Origin of the sequence: Cupriavidus sp. YR651, assembly GCF_900101625.1 — a bacterium.
GTDB lineage: Bacteria > Pseudomonadota > Gammaproteobacteria > Burkholderiales > Burkholderiaceae > Cupriavidus.
In genome coordinates this window covers 224,224-239,587 of sequence record NZ_FMYZ01000005.1, presented here as the reverse complement: position 1 = coordinate 239,587, position 15,364 = coordinate 224,224, and the positions used below count along the sequence as shown (strand labels likewise).

16 protein-coding genes are annotated in these 15,364 nt (G+C 65.5%); 7 read left to right on the top strand and 9 right to left on the bottom strand.

Annotation, left to right across the window (positions count from 1 at the left end; translation table 11 throughout):
- Position 1: 1 nt before the first annotated feature.
- Genes BLR29_RS16180 through BLR29_RS16170 form a run of 3 tightly spaced genes read left to right on the top strand, consistent with a single transcriptional unit; the run spans position 2 to position 3,027 of the window.
- On the top strand, positions 2–772 hold the full coding sequence (locus tag BLR29_RS16180) for an enoyl-CoA hydratase/isomerase family protein (protein WP_092138029.1): 771 nt from the start codon (positions 2–4) through the stop codon (positions 770–772).
- On the top strand, positions 769–2,184 hold the full coding sequence (locus BLR29_RS16175; RefSeq protein ID WP_092138028.1) for an aldehyde dehydrogenase family protein: 1,416 nt from the start codon (positions 769–771) through the stop codon (positions 2,182–2,184). Before BLR29_RS16180 ends, BLR29_RS16175 begins: the two co-directional genes overlap by 4 nt.
- A gap of 24 nt (positions 2,185–2,208) precedes the next feature.
- Positions 2,209–3,027, top strand: a complete 819-nt coding sequence (locus BLR29_RS16170) for an enoyl-CoA hydratase (protein WP_092138027.1) — start codon at positions 2,209–2,211, stop codon at positions 3,025–3,027.
- Positions 3,028–3,263: 236 nt separating this feature from the next.
- Here BLR29_RS16170 and BLR29_RS16165 read toward each other — a convergent pair whose 3' ends face one another.
- Genes BLR29_RS16165 through BLR29_RS16150 form a run of 4 tightly spaced genes read right to left on the bottom strand, consistent with a single transcriptional unit; the run spans position 3,264 to position 6,344 of the window.
- On the bottom strand, positions 3,264–3,557 hold the full coding sequence (locus BLR29_RS16165; RefSeq protein WP_092138026.1) for a Dabb family protein: 294 nt from the start codon (positions 3,555–3,557) through the stop codon (positions 3,264–3,266).
- Complete coding sequence (locus BLR29_RS16160; RefSeq protein WP_092138025.1) at positions 3,551–5,038, bottom strand: aldehyde dehydrogenase (NADP(+)); 1,488 nt, start codon at positions 5,036–5,038, stop codon at positions 3,551–3,553. The genes BLR29_RS16165 and BLR29_RS16160 overlap by 7 nt, the downstream gene beginning before the upstream one ends.
- An 18-nt stretch (positions 5,039–5,056) precedes the next feature.
- Entirely contained in the window at positions 5,057–5,518 is a 462-nt protein-coding gene (locus tag BLR29_RS16155) for a nuclear transport factor 2 family protein (protein WP_092138024.1), read from the bottom strand.
- Positions 5,519–5,534: 16 nt separating this feature from the next.
- On the bottom strand, positions 5,535–6,344 hold the full coding sequence (locus BLR29_RS16150; protein WP_092138023.1) for an RraA family protein: 810 nt from the start codon (positions 6,342–6,344) through the stop codon (positions 5,535–5,537).
- Between the two features lie 199 nt (positions 6,345–6,543).
- On the opposite strand from BLR29_RS16150, the gene BLR29_RS16145 reads away from it, so the two are divergent.
- Complete coding sequence (locus BLR29_RS16145; RefSeq protein WP_092138022.1) at positions 6,544–8,148, top strand: IclR family transcriptional regulator domain-containing protein; 1,605 nt, start codon at positions 6,544–6,546, stop codon at positions 8,146–8,148.
- Between the two features lie 15 nt (positions 8,149–8,163).
- Here BLR29_RS16145 and BLR29_RS16140 read toward each other — a convergent pair whose 3' ends face one another.
- The 3 genes from BLR29_RS16140 to BLR29_RS16125 form a co-directional block, all read right to left on the bottom strand.
- Entirely contained in the window at positions 8,164–8,415 is a 252-nt protein-coding gene (locus BLR29_RS16140) for a DUF1488 family protein (protein WP_092138021.1), read from the bottom strand.
- A gap of 65 nt (positions 8,416–8,480) precedes the next feature.
- Positions 8,481–8,798 (bottom strand): hypothetical protein, encoded by a 318-nt coding sequence (locus BLR29_RS16135; protein WP_092138020.1) that lies wholly within the window; start codon positions 8,796–8,798, stop codon positions 8,481–8,483.
- 515 nt (positions 8,799–9,313) lie between these two features.
- Positions 9,314–10,639 carry an aminotransferase-like domain-containing protein gene (locus BLR29_RS16125; protein ID WP_092138018.1) on the bottom strand — a complete coding sequence of 442 codons (1,326 nt, stop codon included), beginning with the start codon at positions 10,637–10,639 and terminating at the stop codon, positions 9,314–9,316.
- A gap of 79 nt (positions 10,640–10,718) precedes the next feature.
- Between BLR29_RS16125 and BLR29_RS16120 the strand changes: the two genes are divergently transcribed.
- From BLR29_RS16120 to ydfG, 3 genes are all read left to right on the top strand, one after another.
- Positions 10,719–11,348: a LysE family translocator gene (locus BLR29_RS16120; protein ID WP_092138017.1), complete on the top strand. Its 630-nt coding sequence runs from the start codon at positions 10,719–10,721 to the stop codon at positions 11,346–11,348.
- A 104-nt stretch (positions 11,349–11,452) separates the two neighbouring features.
- A complete protein-coding gene (locus tag BLR29_RS16115; protein WP_092138016.1) occupies positions 11,453–11,971 on the top strand; it encodes a metal-dependent hydrolase in 519 nt (172 codons plus the stop codon).
- Between the two features lie 35 nt (positions 11,972–12,006).
- Positions 12,007–12,756: a bifunctional NADP-dependent 3-hydroxy acid dehydrogenase/3-hydroxypropionate dehydrogenase YdfG gene (gene ydfG, locus BLR29_RS16110; RefSeq protein ID WP_092138015.1), complete on the top strand. Its 750-nt coding sequence runs from the start codon at positions 12,007–12,009 to the stop codon at positions 12,754–12,756.
- Between the two features lie 30 nt (positions 12,757–12,786).
- On the opposite strand, the gene rhmD is transcribed toward ydfG, so the two are convergent.
- Together rhmD and BLR29_RS16100 are read right to left on the bottom strand one after the other, a co-directional pair.
- The gene (rhmD, locus tag BLR29_RS16105) at positions 12,787–13,974 is read right to left on the bottom strand and encodes an L-rhamnonate dehydratase (RefSeq protein WP_092138014.1); all 1,188 of its coding nucleotides are present in this window, start codon (positions 13,972–13,974) and stop codon (positions 12,787–12,789) included.
- A 65-nt stretch (positions 13,975–14,039) separates the two neighbouring features.
- Positions 14,040–15,356: an MFS transporter gene (locus BLR29_RS16100; RefSeq protein WP_092138013.1), complete on the bottom strand. Its 1,317-nt coding sequence runs from the start codon at positions 15,354–15,356 to the stop codon at positions 14,040–14,042.
- Between the last annotated feature and the right edge of the window lie 8 nt (positions 15,357–15,364).

The following is a 15,364-nucleotide window of genomic DNA, read 5'->3' as shown; positions in this document are numbered from 1 at the left end:
CATGGAAGCTGTACGTGTCGAACAGGATGGCGAGATCGCCATCGTCACGCTAAATCGCCCGACCCGCATGAACGCGGTCAACGATGCCCTGCGCGGCGAGCTGATCGAAGCGCTGGGCCGGCTCAACGCCGAACCGTCCGTGCGCGCCGTCATGCTGACCGGTGCCGGCGAGCGGGCGTTTTGCGCCGGGCAGGACCTCGATGAGGCGGCCACCGTGACCTGGCAGCAGCTCGTGCCCTGGCTGAACCGGCAGCGGGCGATGTACCAGGCCGTCCGCGACCTGGACAAGCCCTGTGTGGCCGCGGTGCGGGGCGTGGCTGCCGGCGCGGGCTTCCAGTTGGCGCTGTGCGCCGACTGGCGCCTGACAACGGCGGATAGCCGCTGGGGACAGCCGGAGGTCAAGGCAGGCCTGGCGAGCATCGTCGGGTCCTATCTGATGACGCTGCACGTGGGGCACACGCATAACGTGCAGATGTCGCTATCGGGCGAACTGGTCAGTGGCCAGCGCGCCTTCGACATTGGTCTGGTGACGGCGCTGTGCGGCGAGACCGAACTGATGACGCAGGCGCTCGCACAGGCCAGGTCGCTCGCGGCGCTGCCGCCGACCGCCGTGCGCCTGTCCAAACAGCGCCTTCGCGCCATGACGCAGCCGGGTTTTGATGAGGCCTGTGTCGCCGGCATCCGGGCGCAGCTCGAATGCTATGCCGACGGCGAACCGCAGCGCGTGATGGCTGCGTTCCTCGATCAACGCAAGACAAGGGAGTCGCAGTGAAGCAGTTGACCCAACACTACATAGACGGCGCACGTCGCCCGATGCGAGGTGGCGAATCCATCCGCGTCTACGATTCGGCGACCGAAGCCCCATTGGCCGAGGTCCGTCTCGGCACCACGGACGATGTGACGGAAGCCGTCGCGGCGGCAGTGCGGGCGCAGCCAGACTGGCAAGCGTTGGGCGCAGGCGGGCGAGCGCCGTATCTGCATGCGCTGGCCGATGCGCTGGAAGGCTGCGCAGCGGAGCTTGCCCATGAGATATCGCGCGAAGTTGGCATGCCGCAGAAGCTGTCGCGCCGCATCCAGGTCGATGCGCCGATCGCCGCGTGGCGCGCCACGGCAGCGCTGGCCGATACGTTCGCCTTCGTCCGGACCATCGGTAATTCCCGCGTGACGCTGGCACCGGTTGGTGTGGTGGCCGCCATTACGCCGTGGAACTACCCGTTGCACCAGATCACTGCCAAGCTGGCGCCTGCGTTGCTGGCCGGCTGCACGGTGGTCCTGAAGCCGTCAGAGTTGGCGCCCGCCGTCACGGAACGGCTGATGGTCGCTTGCGAGCAAGCGAAGCTCCCGCCGGGCGTCCTCAATCTCGTGCTGGGTGGCGCTGCGGTCGGTGAGGCGCTGGTTTCGCATCCCGACATCCACATGGTGTCGTTCACCGGCTCCACGGCGGTCGGCCGCAAAGTCGCCGCGCAGGCAGGCGGCGACATGAAGCGCGTGTCGATGGAGCTGGGCGGGAAGTCGGCGGCCGTCGTGCTGCCGGGCGCGGATCTCGCCAGGGCTGTCAAGGCGACGATCAGTTCCTGTTTCCTCAATTCGGGGCAGACCTGCAGCGCCACAACCCGGCTGATCGTTGCACGCGAGGACTATCCGCGCTGCCGGCAACTGTTGGCGGAAGCTGTCGCGGCGATGAAGCTCGGTGACCCCGCCGATGGCGAAACCCGAATCGGCCCCTTGCTGTCGGCGCTGCAGCGTCAGCGCGTGCAGGCACATATCGCGGCAGCGGAAGAGGCCGGCTTCGACCGGATCGCCGGCGGTGCCGACGCACCTGTGCCGGCGACCGGCTACTTCGTCGCGCCGACCATCTACGGCAACGTCGCACCAGACAGCCGGCTGGCCCAGGAGGAAGTCTTCGGGCCGGTGCTGGCGGTGCTGTGCTACGACAGCGTCGACGAGGCGATCGCGCTGGCCAACGGCACGCGCTACGGGCTGGCCGCCACGGTCTGGGCTGCCGATGACAACGCCGGCGAAGTAGTCGCCAACGGGCTGCGGGCAGGGCAGGTGGACGTCAATGGCGCCCGCTTCAACCCGGCGGCACCGTTTGGCGGTTTCGGTATGTCCGGCGTTGGGCGGGAAGGCGGCGTGCATGGGCTGGAGGAGTTCCTGGAGCCCAGATCCGTTCAGCTCCCTTAGTACGACATCGAAAGGAATCGCAACATGTACAGTCAGGTTACCGTTGCTCGCGCGGGAAAAAGCGAGCGGATCGCCGTGGTCACCATGAACCGGCCGGACAAGCTCAACGCGCTGACCAAGGTCATGGAGGCCGAACTGCGCGACGCCATGGAGGCCGTTGATCGCGACGACAACGTCCGCGTGGTGGTACTGACCGGCGCCGGCAAGGGCTTCTGCGCCGGCATGGACATCAACGAACTCGAAGTGCTGCCGCCTGGCGACATCCGCGCCGCCCAGTGGATGCGCCCGTTCGACATGAACCGGCGCGCCGACTACCAGACGCGCTATGGCTACTTCCCGGCCATGCGCAAGCCCGTGATCGCGGCAATCAACGGCGCGGCAGCGGGGCTGGGGCTGGTGTTCGCGCTGTACAGCGACATGCGCTTCGCCAGCGCCAACGCCGCGTTCAGTACTGCGTTCGCACGTCGAGGCTTGATTGCCGAGCATGGTATCTCCTGGCTACTGCCGCGCGTGGTCGGCCCCGGTCATGCGGCCGACCTGCTGTACTCGGCGCGCAAGGTGCTGGCAGACGAGGCGCTGCGAATCGGCCTGGTCGACCGTGTAGTGGATGCGGATGCTCTCATGGCGACGACGCTCGACTATGCCGACGACCTGGCCGAGAACGTTTCGCCCCGATCGATCCGCGTGATGAAGCGGCAACTGTGGGAGCAACCGTTCCAGTCATTGGCCGAAGCCACACGGGTTGCCAATGCCGAGATGTTCGAAAGCATCCAGAGCGAGGACTTTACGGAAGGGGTTGCGCACTTCATCGAGCGCAGGCCCGCCCGGTTTTCCGGCCGCTGATGGTCCCAAATCCGACGTACTGCAAGCGTTACCTTTGATGCTGACCGAGAAGCCACCGCGGCTTCTCAGTCGTCTTACCCGAACCTGCATCACCGCGCGGAGATACTGGTTGGAGAAGCCGGATTGCTCCCGATCCAGGCGGCCTTCCCACGGAATTCTTCGAAGCCCCCATACAAAGGGCGCCTGGTTCACAGGCGCCCCTATTTACTGCGGCCAACGCAACCAGTGTCGCGCGATCACACGGTGTAATCCGCCGCCGCCCATTCGAAGTACGGCTTCAGGTCCGCCACCAATGCCTGGTGCAGCGGATGAAACAGATAGTCATCAAGTGCCTGTGCATCGGCGACTTCGGATTCCAGCACGTAGTCCCAGCAGATTGGCCGGTCCATTTCGTTCTTCGCGAAGCGCCAGGACGTAATGGCCGGAATCCTGGCGCCGAGCGCCAACATGCGCGCAGCCAATGCGGATTCCAGCGCAGCGTCCTGCGCCACGTCGGGCTTGCGTCGAAACAACACGACATGTCTCAGCATGGCACCCCCTTGCGGTCGACCAGCCAGGCCGGTGCGTCCTGCAGCGCGACCGGGCGCAGGAAGCGATCGAGCGCGGCGTAGCCTACAGAGGTCGTGGCGGGTGCGGTGGAGGCTGGAAACGGCCCGCCATGGTGTTGGGCGGCCGTGACGGCTACGCCAGTGGGTACGCCGGCAAACAGCACGCGCCCGGCAATTTGCGTGGCGGCGCGCACCAGCTCGAGCGTCGTGTCGTCAGGCGACGTTGCGCTCTTCTCGATGCCCCACAGCGTCACCGTCAGCGATCCGCCCACCGCACGCAGTATGTCGATCGCCTGCGACGGCGTGTCGGTGCGCACCACGAGCGCTGCGGCGCCGAACACTTCCTCATGCAATGAGGCGTTAGCCACGAAGTCGCCGCCATCGACTTCGGCCAGATACGGACGCGGCGTCGCATTGGCCTCGGCGATATCGGCCACCAGCGGCCGAACGCCGGCCGCATCGCGCCAACGCACGAGGCCCTTTTCGAAGGCGCCACGAATGCCTGGCGTCAGCAACGCGTGTGGAGACAGGCTGGCCAGGTGCGTGGCGAGCGCGTCAACGAACGCATCGCCTGCCGCGCCCTTCGTGACCACGATCACGCCAGGACTGGTGCAGAACTGGCCGCTGCCCAGGCAGATCGAACCGGCCAGCGATTGCGCGAGCTCGGTGCCGCCTTCGCGCAATGCATCGGGCAGCACGATCAGCGGATTGACGGAGCCGAGTTCACCGAAGAAGGGAATGGGCCGCGCGCGCTCCGCGGCGATCCTCGCCAGTGCGGTGCCGCCGGCGAAGGAGCCGGTGAACGCCACCGCCGCGATGCCATCGGCTTGCACCAGTCGAACGCCGGCTGCGATCGACGTGCCTTCCACGAAGCCGATCAGGCCGGAGGGCAGTCCCTGTGATGCAATGACCTGCCGCGCGAGCGCCACGGTCTGCCGGGATAACTCGGGATGCGCCGGGTGGCCCTTGATCACGACCGGGCAACCGGCGGCGAGCGCCGATGCGGTGTCACCGCCGAGCACCGAGAACGCGAACGGGAAGTTGCTGGCCGCAAACATGGCCACGGGGCCCAACGGTACGCGCACGCGCGTGAGGTGAGGCCGGCCTGCCGGCGGTGCACCGGCCACGGTTGGGTCGTCCAGAAAGGCAAATGCGTCGCCACGTTCGGCGACGTCGGCAAATCCGCGTAGCTGGAACGCGGTGCGATCGAGTTCGCCGTTCAGGCGCGGCAGGCCCAATGCCGTTTCGCGGTCGGCCAGGGGCACAAGGTGTTCGCGCGCGGATTCAAGGGCATCCGCCAGGCCGCGCAGCAGGCGGGCGCGGGCGGCGCCATCGCTGGTTGCCCACGCGGGTGCCGTGGTGGCAGCGGCCGTAACGGCCGCGTCGATTTGTGCCGGTGTCGATTCCGGCCACGCTTCCCCCACGGGTTGTCCCGTGCGGGCATCGATGGATTGCAAGGTCATGGTCTGTGGCACTCGCGACTACTCGCTCTTGAGGTGATAGCCGCGCGCGGCGTAATCGAAGTCCACCAGTTCATTGATGGGCGCTGTCTTGTCCGCGGGCGAAGCGTAGTAGGCGCGGATTTCCTTGATCTTGCCCGTTGCCGGATCGAAGTCATACCATTCCGCGCCGCGCAGCGCGGTGCCGCTCTTGTTCTTCCAGTGCGTCCATTCGATCATCGCCTCGGGGCGGTTGTGGCTGATCAGGATCCGCTCGATGGTCCATTGCGAACCCAGCGTGTCGACGCACCAGACCCATTTCCTGGCAATCGTATCGGCGGAGCGCCAGGGCACTTCGGGCAGGCCGGCCGGGAAGTAGTGCACGGCGTCGGGCGTGAAGCAATCCACCAGTGCCTGGTAGTCGGCCGCGTTGCAGGCGTCGAAGTAGCGGCGGATCAGTGCTTCGTAGTACTCGGGGGTGAAGGTCTCGTTGACTGGGGGCATGTGAGTGTCCGTGGGGTCATCGGCTGGCGGCGGGAACTGCCGGGGGGATGGGCGGGCGGCCGGCTGCCACCCACTCGCGATGCTCGGCACGCGTGGTTTCGCTGGGCGGGTAGAGGCCCCACAGTGCTTCACCAGCCTGCACGCGCAGGGCCAGGTAGGCTTCGATGTCATCGCGGCGTTCGCACAGATCGGCCATTTCCTCGGCGAGGTGGGCGGGCACCACGGTGATGTTGTCGCCATCGCCATGGATGACGTCGCCGGGATAGATCGCCACGCCGGCACAGCCGATCGGCACCTGGAGATCGGCCACGTGGTGGTAGGACAGGCGCGTGGTGGCGGTCACGCCAGTGCACCAGATCGGGAAATCCATCTGTGACAACTCGGTGCCGTCGCGGAACGATCCATCCGTGATCACGCCACGCGCACCGCGCATCATCATCCGTGTGATGAGCATGTTGCCCATCGACGCGGCACGGCCGTCGCGGTTGCTGTCGATCACGAGCACATGGCCCGGCTCGATCTGCTCGACGCCCACCCACTGCAGATTGTCCGCCGACGGCTCGGTGGTCAGGTTGCCGTACACGTCGATGTCCTCGCGCGCCGGTATGAAGCGCATGGTGTAGGCGCGGCCCGCAAAGGGCTTGATCTTCGTGTTCAGCGGCGTCAGGCCGTGAAGCACCGGTTGCCGGAAGCCCTTGATGTAGAGCTGGGTAGTCAGGGACCCGCTGGTGACCCTGGCCAGGCGATCCAGTACGGAGTCGGGCACATGGGGCGCGGGAGCGCGTTGCGGAATGTTGGTTAGCGGGGGCGGAGTGGTGATACGCATGCTCGGACTCGTCGGAAGGAAGGGAGGGAATTCACCGTTTTGTCCCATATACTGGGAATCGCGTTGGCGGGCGCCAGTTGCTGCGTCACGCCGTTGCCTCGCTCACATCCTAGTCAGCTTTCCGCGGTTTTAGAATGACTGCCAGGCCGTCTCCCATCGGGAAATGGCCGCTGATTTCCAGATACTGAGACAAACCGATATGTCCGCGAATCCTGGTGACGGCACCGGCGCAATCGAAAAGGCGATCGACGTGCTCGAAGCAGTGGGGGCTGCCCCCGATGGCCTGAGCCAGACCGACCTGAGCACGCAACTGGCGCTGCCCCGAACGACCATCTACCGATTGCTGGCAACGCTGGTGGCGCGCGGCATGCTGCGGCGTGATCCGGCGCGCAAGGTCTACCGGCTGGGCTTCCGCTGCTTCGAGATGTCCCGGCAGGCCTATACGATGCCCGATCTCGTGGCCGCCGCCGCCAACGAGATGCGTGGCCTGCGCGACCTGACCGGCGAAACGTGCTACCTGGCCACCCTCGATGGGCTCGAAGTGATATCGCTTGAACGCTGCGATGGCGCGCACAGCGAGCGATCCGCTGCCGCGTTGGGGGAACGCAAGCCACTGCATTGCACCAGCCAGGGCAAGGCCATTCTCTCGGCGATGGCCGGTCCTGCGCGAGACGCCATCGTGCGCGATCTCACGCTGAAGCCACTGACGCCCCTCACGATTACCGATCGCCGCCGTCTCAATGCCGAGCTGAACATCACGGCGGCACGCGGCTATGCCATCGACGACGAGGAGATCGTGCTGGGTGTGCGTTGCGTGGGCGCGCCCATCGTCGATCCGCAGGGCGCGGTGCGCGGCGCGATCAGCGTGGCGGGCCCGGCATACCGCCTGACCCGTGAAAGGCTGGAACTGCTCGGTCCGGAGATCGCCCAGGCCGCCCGGCGCATCGGTGCGGAAATGGGGGCGCTCAAGCCAGCGATCCATGACACTGCGGTGCAACCCGTAGCGGGCCCGTGGGCATTCCAGGGCGGCTATCCATTCTGGGATGCCGCCACCCGCCGGCTGCTTTGGGCGGATGTGCTGGCGCCAGCGGTGCGTTGCCTGGACGTGGCGCCGGACGGCACTTCGCAGGATCGCGTGCTTGCGCGGATAGAGACACCGATCCGCGCGCTCTTGCCAGATGGCAGCAATGTACTGGTATTGCACGATGGCGGGGTAGTCAGCGTCGCCCCCGACGGCACCGTCAGTCCTGTCGAAGGATGGCCGGCCACAGTACGGGAAGCCATGGCGCTATGCGAGGGGGAGAGCGGCGTCCTGTGGGCGGCGGTGGCGGCTTCCTCCGGGAGCTGTATCGTCGGTTCGTATCGCCGTGGCGGTGCGTGGCAACCGCAGTGGACCATTGCCGAGCCTGTGCAGGCGCTGCAATGGTCGGCGGAGGAAGGGCGCCTGTATGCCACCACGCCTGAATCTGGATCCATCCTCGTACTGGAGCCCGAGAGTCAGTCCATACGGCGGCTGGCAACGGTGCCGAAGGGAGCCGGCAAGCCGCACGGCCTGGCCCTGGACGCGGGTGGCGGGATCTGGACCGCGCTCTGCGAGGGTTGGTCCGTGATGCGCTTCCTGCCCGATGGAACGCTCGACCGTGTCGTCGGCATGCCCGTACCTTGCCCGTCTGATGTCTGCGTTGGCGGTGAGAACGGCGATCGCTTGTTCATCACGTCATCGAGGCAGCAGGTCCCACTCGACGTACTTGGCAAGGCAGTGTCGTCAGGATGCCTCTTCGAGCTGGCGTTCTCATCGCCTTGACTCGGGCGGGGCTTCCTAGTGCAGCGTATAGATCGTTTGTTGCCCCTCGGCATAGAGGGCCATCGCGATTCTCAGGATCTCGTCGCGATGCCGGTCGAAGGACGCCAGCGCCGTGGATTCGTCAGAACTGAGCGTGGAGTCGAGACTCATCAGCACGCGGTCTTCCACAAGGAAAGTAATCTCGCGTGCGTTGTCATAACCCCAGAACCACACGCCATGCCGGGCTCCGTCATAGCTGCGGCTGGGGTTGGGAAAACTAAGTGCCATGTTGTCGTCCTGTGTGCTACGCCTTTGACGGACCGGGTCGCTACGATCACTGCCAAGCGGGTCCGCTAGTGCATATCTCCTTTCATGCTCTCGGCTTCCATCGCGGCATGCAATTCCTCGTACGCCTCGATTGGCTCCATGTCCTGGTCGACGAACGCGGCCGCGCGCTCTGCGGCGGCGAACGCGTCGCGGGGAATATCGCTCTGGTTGTCGTCCTCGGTACTCGGCGGCAGCAGCATGTCCTCAAGCATTCCGCGTAGCTCGGGGGTATTCCATGGCTTGCCCAGCCTGGTCTTCCTGTTCAGGTAGTGACGAATTTCCGAGTCTTGCTCGGCGGTGAGGGGAAGCCCGCGAAAAGTGGGGTCCGTGTTGTGATGAATCATGATGCGCCTCCCGAAGCGGTCTGCGCTTTCAACTTTCAATGTAGATATCGATGCCCTGCGGTGAGCGCTACAAGTTGCGTGTGATCACTGTGCCGCGTCTCCGCGGCCCCCGGATTTACGACTTTTTCTTGGCGACACCTTCGTTGCCAACCCTCGAATGAACTGTGCTGAACGGGGTTGCTGGCACTGACGGCTTTTTGGGCTGCTTGGGCTTTTTTGCTTCGCGAGTGCTGCGTAGTTGACTCTTGGCCATGATTGGCTCCTGGTGCGTTGCTTGCCAAGGTGGCAGTTCCAGCATACGCGCTTGTAAGCTCTCACGGCAGAATTTCATGATGTCCGCACGAAAAAGGGCGCTGGACGCCCGCGCTGTCCCCGGCGCTCATGCGTGCGCGGAATCATCCCGGCAGATCGGGGGAGAGGAGGCGCGACGGCGCTTGCCTGTCCCTTGGGGTGCTTCGCGCAACGCAATCCGGCCGCTCGGTTGGCAGCATCGAACGGGCCGGACGCGCTCCCGATCACTGCCTGACCACGGCCCGGATTTCGCAAAGCGCCCGCTGCAGTGTTCCCAGCCCAATCGATCCCAGCGCCACCCGCAATGCGTGAGGGACGTAAGGCGCTGCGGCAAATGGCTCCGCGGTCGTCACCAGTACCCCCTTGCGTTCAAGTTCGGCTACGACACGGTCGGCGCGCAAGCCTTCTCCGAGTTCCAGCCAAAGGTAATAGGAGCAAGGGTGGGCAATGACCGTGCAGCCTTGCAAGACCTGGCGGGCAAGGTCCTGGCGCTGCCTGGCGTCCTTGCGCTTGCGGTCCTCCAGGGCATCCACCGTACCCGCTTCGATCCAGCGGCAGGCCAGGGCGACGGTCAGCGAAGGGGTGTTCCAGGTGGATATGCGAATGGCCTGTTCGAGGGCGGGAATATGGGCGTGGGGTGCCGCGACGAATCCAAACCGCAAGCCGGACGCCACGCTCTTTGAAAGGCCCGACACGTAGATGGTCCGATGCGGGGCATGGGTAAAGACGGGTTTCGGCGACGGCTCGGCCAGGAAGGCATAGGCGCCATCCTCGATGATCAGGAAATCGTGCGCATCGGCAAGCGCCGCCAGGCGGGCGCGATCCGGCTCCGGCATGACCGTTCCCAGCGGATTGTGCAGCGTGGGCATCGTATAGATGGCCCGCACGGGCCGCCGCTTGCAGAGCGCGGCCAGGGCATCAAGGTCAGTGCCGCGGGCGGACTGGGGGAGCGGCTCGAGATCCAGCCGATGCGCGTGCGCCAGCGCCTTCATGCCGGGATAGGTGAGGGCGTCGACAGCCAGTACGTCGCCAGGCTTGAGCAGGGCCATGACCGTCACGGCCAATCCTTGCTGGGCGCCGTTGACGATCAGTACCTGGTCGCCGCCGACGCGGATATCCCGGTTCCGCAAATGCCTCGCCACGGTCTGCCGCTCGTGCAGTCGGCCGCCCTGGGGCGCCGAATGCAGCAGCGCATCGAGATCGCCCGACACGGCCAGGCTGCGCAGGCCTTCACGCAGCAATTCCGCCTGGTCCGGCAGCGAAGGGTAATTGAACGTCAGGTCCACCGCGCCGGCCTTGAGCGGGTGCTGCTCCAGCCCGAGCCCGCGCGGTAGCGAGGTATCGCGTACGAAGGTGCCACGGCCGGGTTCGCAGACCACCAGCCCGACCGCCTCGAGTTCGCCATATACCCGCAAGGCCGTGGCCAGCGCGACGCGATGCTCCCGCATCAGCGCGCGAACTGTGGGCAGCTGCGCGCCCGGCAGTAGTTCGCCCGCGCGGATGCGTGCGGCTATCCGATCCACGATCGATTTGTATCGCGCCCTGGCCATGGTTGTATCTAGAACAATTTTTTGGTTGTTTCAGGTTGTGGTCGTACTCTACCAGCATTCAACCAACAGGCAGCACTGCATGACGGATCTGGCAACCCTCTCTGTATTCGCCGTGGCGGTGATGTTCCTGCTGATGTCCCCGGGGCCCAATATGATGTTCGTGGTCACGCATGGCGTGACCTACGGCTGGAGCGGCGGCGTGGCTTCGGCGCTGGGCATTGGCGCGGCGGACCTGGTGCTCACGATACTCACCGCCACGGGTATCGCAGCCGTGGTCGGCAGCATGCCGATGGCCTTCGACGTCATTCGCTATTGCGGGGCCGCGTACCTTTTGTGGATGGCCTGGAAGTGCCTGCAGGCACCGGCGGCACCGGGCGGCGCCATCGCGTCGCAGGCGACGCTGAAAGCCGTGTTCGCGCGTGCCATGCTGAACAGCCTGCTCAACCCCAAGGCCTTGCTGTTCTTCGTGGTGTTCCTCCCACAATTCGTCGTGCCGGGCCATGGGCCGGTCGCGCGGCAATTGCTGATCCTCGGGAGCGTGCTGACCGCGATTGCCATCGTGTTCCACGCCGCCCTCGGCGTGGGCAGCGGCGCCGTCCGCCGCTTCCTGGATGGCAATCCGAAGTTCGCGCGCCTGCAATCGCTGGGGCTCGCCACCGTACTGGTGCTGCTGGCCCTCCGGTTGATCGTGATGGTGCGTCCGGCCTGAGCGGCAGGGCGCGGCGACAGGCAGCCCGGCGCTGGCGTTTCACGGGCATATCTGCCAAGATTGCGGCCCTTCATCGACCACCGGCTCACCCGCGCAGCTCCATCATGGCCTCAAGCAAAGCACACCACGCCACCGGATGGGCGGCGGCCGTCATCGCCGCCGCCGTGATCGCGAAGCACGGTGGTGGAGGGTGGCACTGGGCTAGCGCGGCTGGCTTCGTGATGGCGCTGCTCGGCAGCACCGCCCCCGACTGGCTGGAGTTGGCCTGGTGGTCAAAGTCGCGCCGCCTGTGGATTACCCATCGGACCTGGACGCACTGGGGTATCGCCTGGATCGGCCTCCTGGTGTGGGCATACCGCGCACTGGGAACCCATACGCTGGCTGCGCCGGCATTCGGCTTCGCCTGCGGTGGCGTCATGCACCTGCTGGCCGACTGGCCAAATCCGCTGGGTGTGCCCTGGATCGCCGGCCGCCACTCCCTGAACTGGTGGAACAGCGGGCGCTGCGACCTTCTCATCGTCGCGGCGTCATGGCTGATTGCCCTGGTTGTTTCCGATGACCTCTGGTTTCACGGGCAACATAGCCTCGAGCTCATCCATCATCTGCGCCTTGGGCAGGTGTAGTATCTTGGCCGAACCTGTCCCAGTTGGAGAGCAAGATGATCGTTTTCGTTACCGGCGCCACCTCAGGATTTGGCGCCGCCATTGCCCGACGTTTCGCCAATGCGGGCCATCGCGTGATCGCGGCCGGGCGCCGCGAGGATCGCCTGGCAGCGCTGGCCGCCGAGCTTGGCCGCGACAAGGTGTTGCCGCTGATCCTGGATGTGCGCGACCGCGATGCCGTGGCCGCCGCCGTGGCCAATTTGCCGGCCGATTTCGCCGACATCGACCTGCTGGTCAACAACGCCGGCCTGGCACTCGGGCTGGAACCGGCACAGAGCGCCGACCTGGACAACTGGGACACGATGGTCGACACCAACGTGAAGGGGCTGATGTACATGACGCGTGCCGTCCTGCCCGGCATGGTCACGCGCAACCGGGGCCATGTGATCAACATTGGCTCGACCGCAGGCGCTTACGCCTATCCGGGCGGCAACGCGTATGGCGCGACCAAGGCATTCGTGCGCCAGTTCTCGCTGAACCTGCGCGCCGACCTGCAAGGCACCCGCGTACGCGTTACCGATGTGGCGCCAGGTCTGGTTGGCGGCACCGAGTTTTCGGCGGTGCGATTCAGCGGCGACCAGGCACGCGTCGAAAAGGTCTATGAAGGCGCCGACGCCCTGACGCCCGACGATATCGCGGATACGGTGTTCTGGGCCGCGACGCTGCCCGCGCGCGTCAACATCAACTTCGTGGAAGTCATGCCGGTCACGCAGTCGTTCGGACCGCTGGCGATTCATCGGCAGTAAGCTGGCCGGCGCCGGCAACCCGGAGGCGCCTCAGCGTGCGAACGGCCGGTGCAACGGCAGTTCGGGGTTGAGGCGCACACCGAAGCCGGGGGCATCCAGCGCGGAGGCCTTCATGCGCCCGTTCACCGGTATGGGCTCGTCAAGCAATTGAGGATGGAACATCGGCACGATCTCGTCCGCGCCCGGCGACATGTTGAGGAATTCGGCAAATGGACTGTTGTGGCGCGTGATGACGAAGTGATAGCTGTAGACCGATGAGCCGTGGGGAACCACCAGCTTGCCGCGCGCGTCGGCCAGTGCGGAGATCTTGATCAGCTCGGTAATCCCGCCGCACCAGCCGACGTCCGGTTGCAGGATGTCGCAGCACTCCATCTCCAGCAGCATGCGAAAGCCCCAGCGCGTTGCCTCATGTTCCCCGGTGCTCACGAGCATGCCGCGCGGCACATTGCGACGTAGCTCGGCGTAGCCCCAGTAGTCGTCGGGCGGCAAGGCTTCCTCGATCCATTTCAACCCGAACTCGTTGTAGGCGGCCTGCGCGAGACGCGTCGCATAGTCGACGTCCAGGCTCATCCAGCAGTCGTACATCAGCCAGAAGTCCGGGCCGCATTTCTCGCGCATGTCGGCGAGCAATTCCAGGTTTTTCCTCAGGCCTTCCTTGCCTTCCGCGGGGCCGTGGTGCAACGGCAGCTTGCCGCCGATGAATCCCTGCTCTCTGGCGAAGTCGGGCCGCGCGCCCGTCATGTAGAACTGCAGCTCGTCGCGCACCGGACCGCCCAGCAGCGCGTGGACGGGCTCCTTGCGGACCTTGGCCAGCAGATCCCACAACGCAAGGTCCACGCCAGAGATGGTGTTGAGGACGATGCCCTTGCGGCCGTAGTAGAGCGTCGCGTTGAACATCTGGTCCCAGATCTTCTCGATGTCCGTCACCTTCTGGCCCTCGATGAAGCGGGCAAGGTGCTTCTCGACAATCCAGCAGCCAAGGTCGCCGCCAGTCGTGACCGAGAAGCCCACGGTGCCATCGCTCGCCTCGATCTCGACCACCAGCGTGCCAAGGACGTTGATGCCGAAACTCTGGCGGCTCTGCCGGTACTCGGGATACTTCGACATGGGCGTGGCGATGTGATCGTCGATCCAGTGACCATCGCCCTGGTCATGGTAGTCAGCGCCCGCGCCGCGCAGCGTGAAGGCGCGAACGTGCTTGATGGTAGGCATGGACATTTTGGGGACTCCTGCAAAAAGCTCGGATTGTTGGGTCGGAGATATTCGGGGCGAACCGCCTGGGTTCAGGCCGAGCGTGTTCCAGGATTCGCCACCGGAGCGGCAGCACCCGGGCTTCGGAGTTTCAGGAACAGCAGTGCGCCGATCGCGGTGGTCACGGCGAGAATGTTCAGTCCCGCACTCGGCGATGCAAAGGCATGCTCCGCCCACGTCTTGACGTTCGGCGCGACAAATCCGCCGAGCGCGCCGAGCGAATTGATCAGGGCGATGCCGCCAGCCGCCGCGGCACCACCGAGGTAGTTGGTCGGGAAGGTCCAGAACAGCGGCTGCACGCCGATGAAGCCAGCCGCCGCCAGACACAGGGCGAACAGCGCGACGACCGGAGATGCCGTATTGACGGAGAGCGCGATGCCGGCGGCGGCCACGGCCAGCGTGGCGAGTGCGATGCGCTCATGGTGGCCGTGCCGCTCGGCCATCCGGGGCAGGAAGTAGGCCGCCGCGAGCGCGCAGACCCAGGGGATCGCCGTGACCAGGCCGACTTCGAAGCCGACTTTCTTGCCCAGCAGCGCCGCCACTTGCGTCGGCAGATAGAACACCACGCCGTACACGCTGACCTGAATCAGGAAGTAGATGAGCGACAGGAACAGCACCCGGCCATTGCCCAACGCGCGCAATACCGTGCTCGGTCCGTGCGAGGACTTGATGTGCTCTTCGCTTTCGATGGCCGAAGCGAGGACCTCGCGCTCGGCGGGGGACAGCCATTTCGCATCGCGTGGAGCATTGTCGAGATACCAGTACGCCCACACGCCCACGATGCTCGCGAGCAGCCCTTCGACCATGAAAAGCCATTGCCAGCCCTTGAAGCCCAGCAAGCCATCGAGTTCGAGCAGCATGCCGGAGAGGGGGCTGCCGAAGATGAACGCCAGGGGCGCGCCGAAGTAGAACATCCCCATCACGCGGGTGCGTGCGCTCGCCGGAAACCACTTGGTCAGGAAGTAGATGACGCCGGGGAAGAATCCCGCCTCCGCAACCCCCAGGAGGAAGCGCAGCACATAGAAGGCGATCTCGCCGTGGACGAACATCAGGGCCGCGGAAACCATGCCCCACGTCACCATGATGCGGCACATCCAGATGCGGGCGCCCACGCGGTGCAGGATCAGATTGCTCGGCACTTCGAGCAACGCGTAGCCCAGGAAGAACACACCGGCACCGAGCGCGAACATGGCATCGGAGATGCCGGTGTCGAGCTGGAACGCCTTCTTTGCGAAGCCCACGTTGGCGCGGTCCAGAAAGGCAAGCACGTACATCAGCAGCAGAAATGGCACCAGGCGGACGATCGCCTTGGCGGTCACCGACTCAAGGGTCGGGCGATGGGCATTCATGATGGGTG

What these genes read in the sequence shown, in the direction of transcription:
- BLR29_RS16180 (WP_092138029.1), top strand. Translation starts at nt 2, where the DNA reads ATGGAAGCTGTACGTGTCGAACAGGATGGCGAGATCGCCATCGTCACG.
- BLR29_RS16170 (WP_092138027.1), top strand. Translation starts at nt 2,209, where the DNA reads ATGTACAGTCAGGTTACCGTTGCTCGCGCGGGAAAAAGCGAGCGGATC.
- BLR29_RS16165 (WP_092138026.1), bottom strand. Translation starts at nt 3,557, where the DNA reads ATGCTGAGACATGTCGTGTTGTTTCGACGCAAGCCCGACGTGGCGCAG.
- BLR29_RS16160 (WP_092138025.1), bottom strand. Translation starts at nt 5,038, where the DNA reads ATGACCTTGCAATCCATCGATGCCCGCACGGGACAACCCGTGGGGGAA.
- BLR29_RS16155 (WP_092138024.1), bottom strand. Translation starts at nt 5,518, where the DNA reads ATGCCCCCAGTCAACGAGACCTTCACCCCCGAGTACTACGAAGCACTG.
- BLR29_RS16150 (WP_092138023.1), bottom strand. Translation starts at nt 6,344, where the DNA reads ATGCGTATCACCACTCCGCCCCCGCTAACCAACATTCCGCAACGCGCT.
- BLR29_RS16145 (WP_092138022.1), top strand. Translation starts at nt 6,544, where the DNA reads ATGTCCGCGAATCCTGGTGACGGCACCGGCGCAATCGAAAAGGCGATC.
- BLR29_RS16140 (WP_092138021.1), bottom strand. Translation starts at nt 8,415, where the DNA reads ATGGCACTTAGTTTTCCCAACCCCAGCCGCAGCTATGACGGAGCCCGG.
- BLR29_RS16135 (WP_092138020.1), bottom strand. Translation starts at nt 8,798, where the DNA reads ATGATTCATCACAACACGGACCCCACTTTTCGCGGGCTTCCCCTCACC.
- BLR29_RS16125 (WP_092138018.1), bottom strand. Translation starts at nt 10,639, where the DNA reads ATGGCCAGGGCGCGATACAAATCGATCGTGGATCGGATAGCCGCACGC.
- BLR29_RS16120 (WP_092138017.1), top strand. Translation starts at nt 10,719, where the DNA reads ATGACGGATCTGGCAACCCTCTCTGTATTCGCCGTGGCGGTGATGTTC.
- BLR29_RS16115 (WP_092138016.1), top strand. Translation starts at nt 11,453, where the DNA reads ATGGCCTCAAGCAAAGCACACCACGCCACCGGATGGGCGGCGGCCGTC.
- ydfG (WP_092138015.1), top strand. Translation starts at nt 12,007, where the DNA reads ATGATCGTTTTCGTTACCGGCGCCACCTCAGGATTTGGCGCCGCCATT.
- rhmD (WP_092138014.1), bottom strand. Translation starts at nt 13,974, where the DNA reads ATGTCCATGCCTACCATCAAGCACGTTCGCGCCTTCACGCTGCGCGGC.
- BLR29_RS16100 (WP_092138013.1), bottom strand. Translation starts at nt 15,356, where the DNA reads ATGAATGCCCATCGCCCGACCCTTGAGTCGGTGACCGCCAAGGCGATC.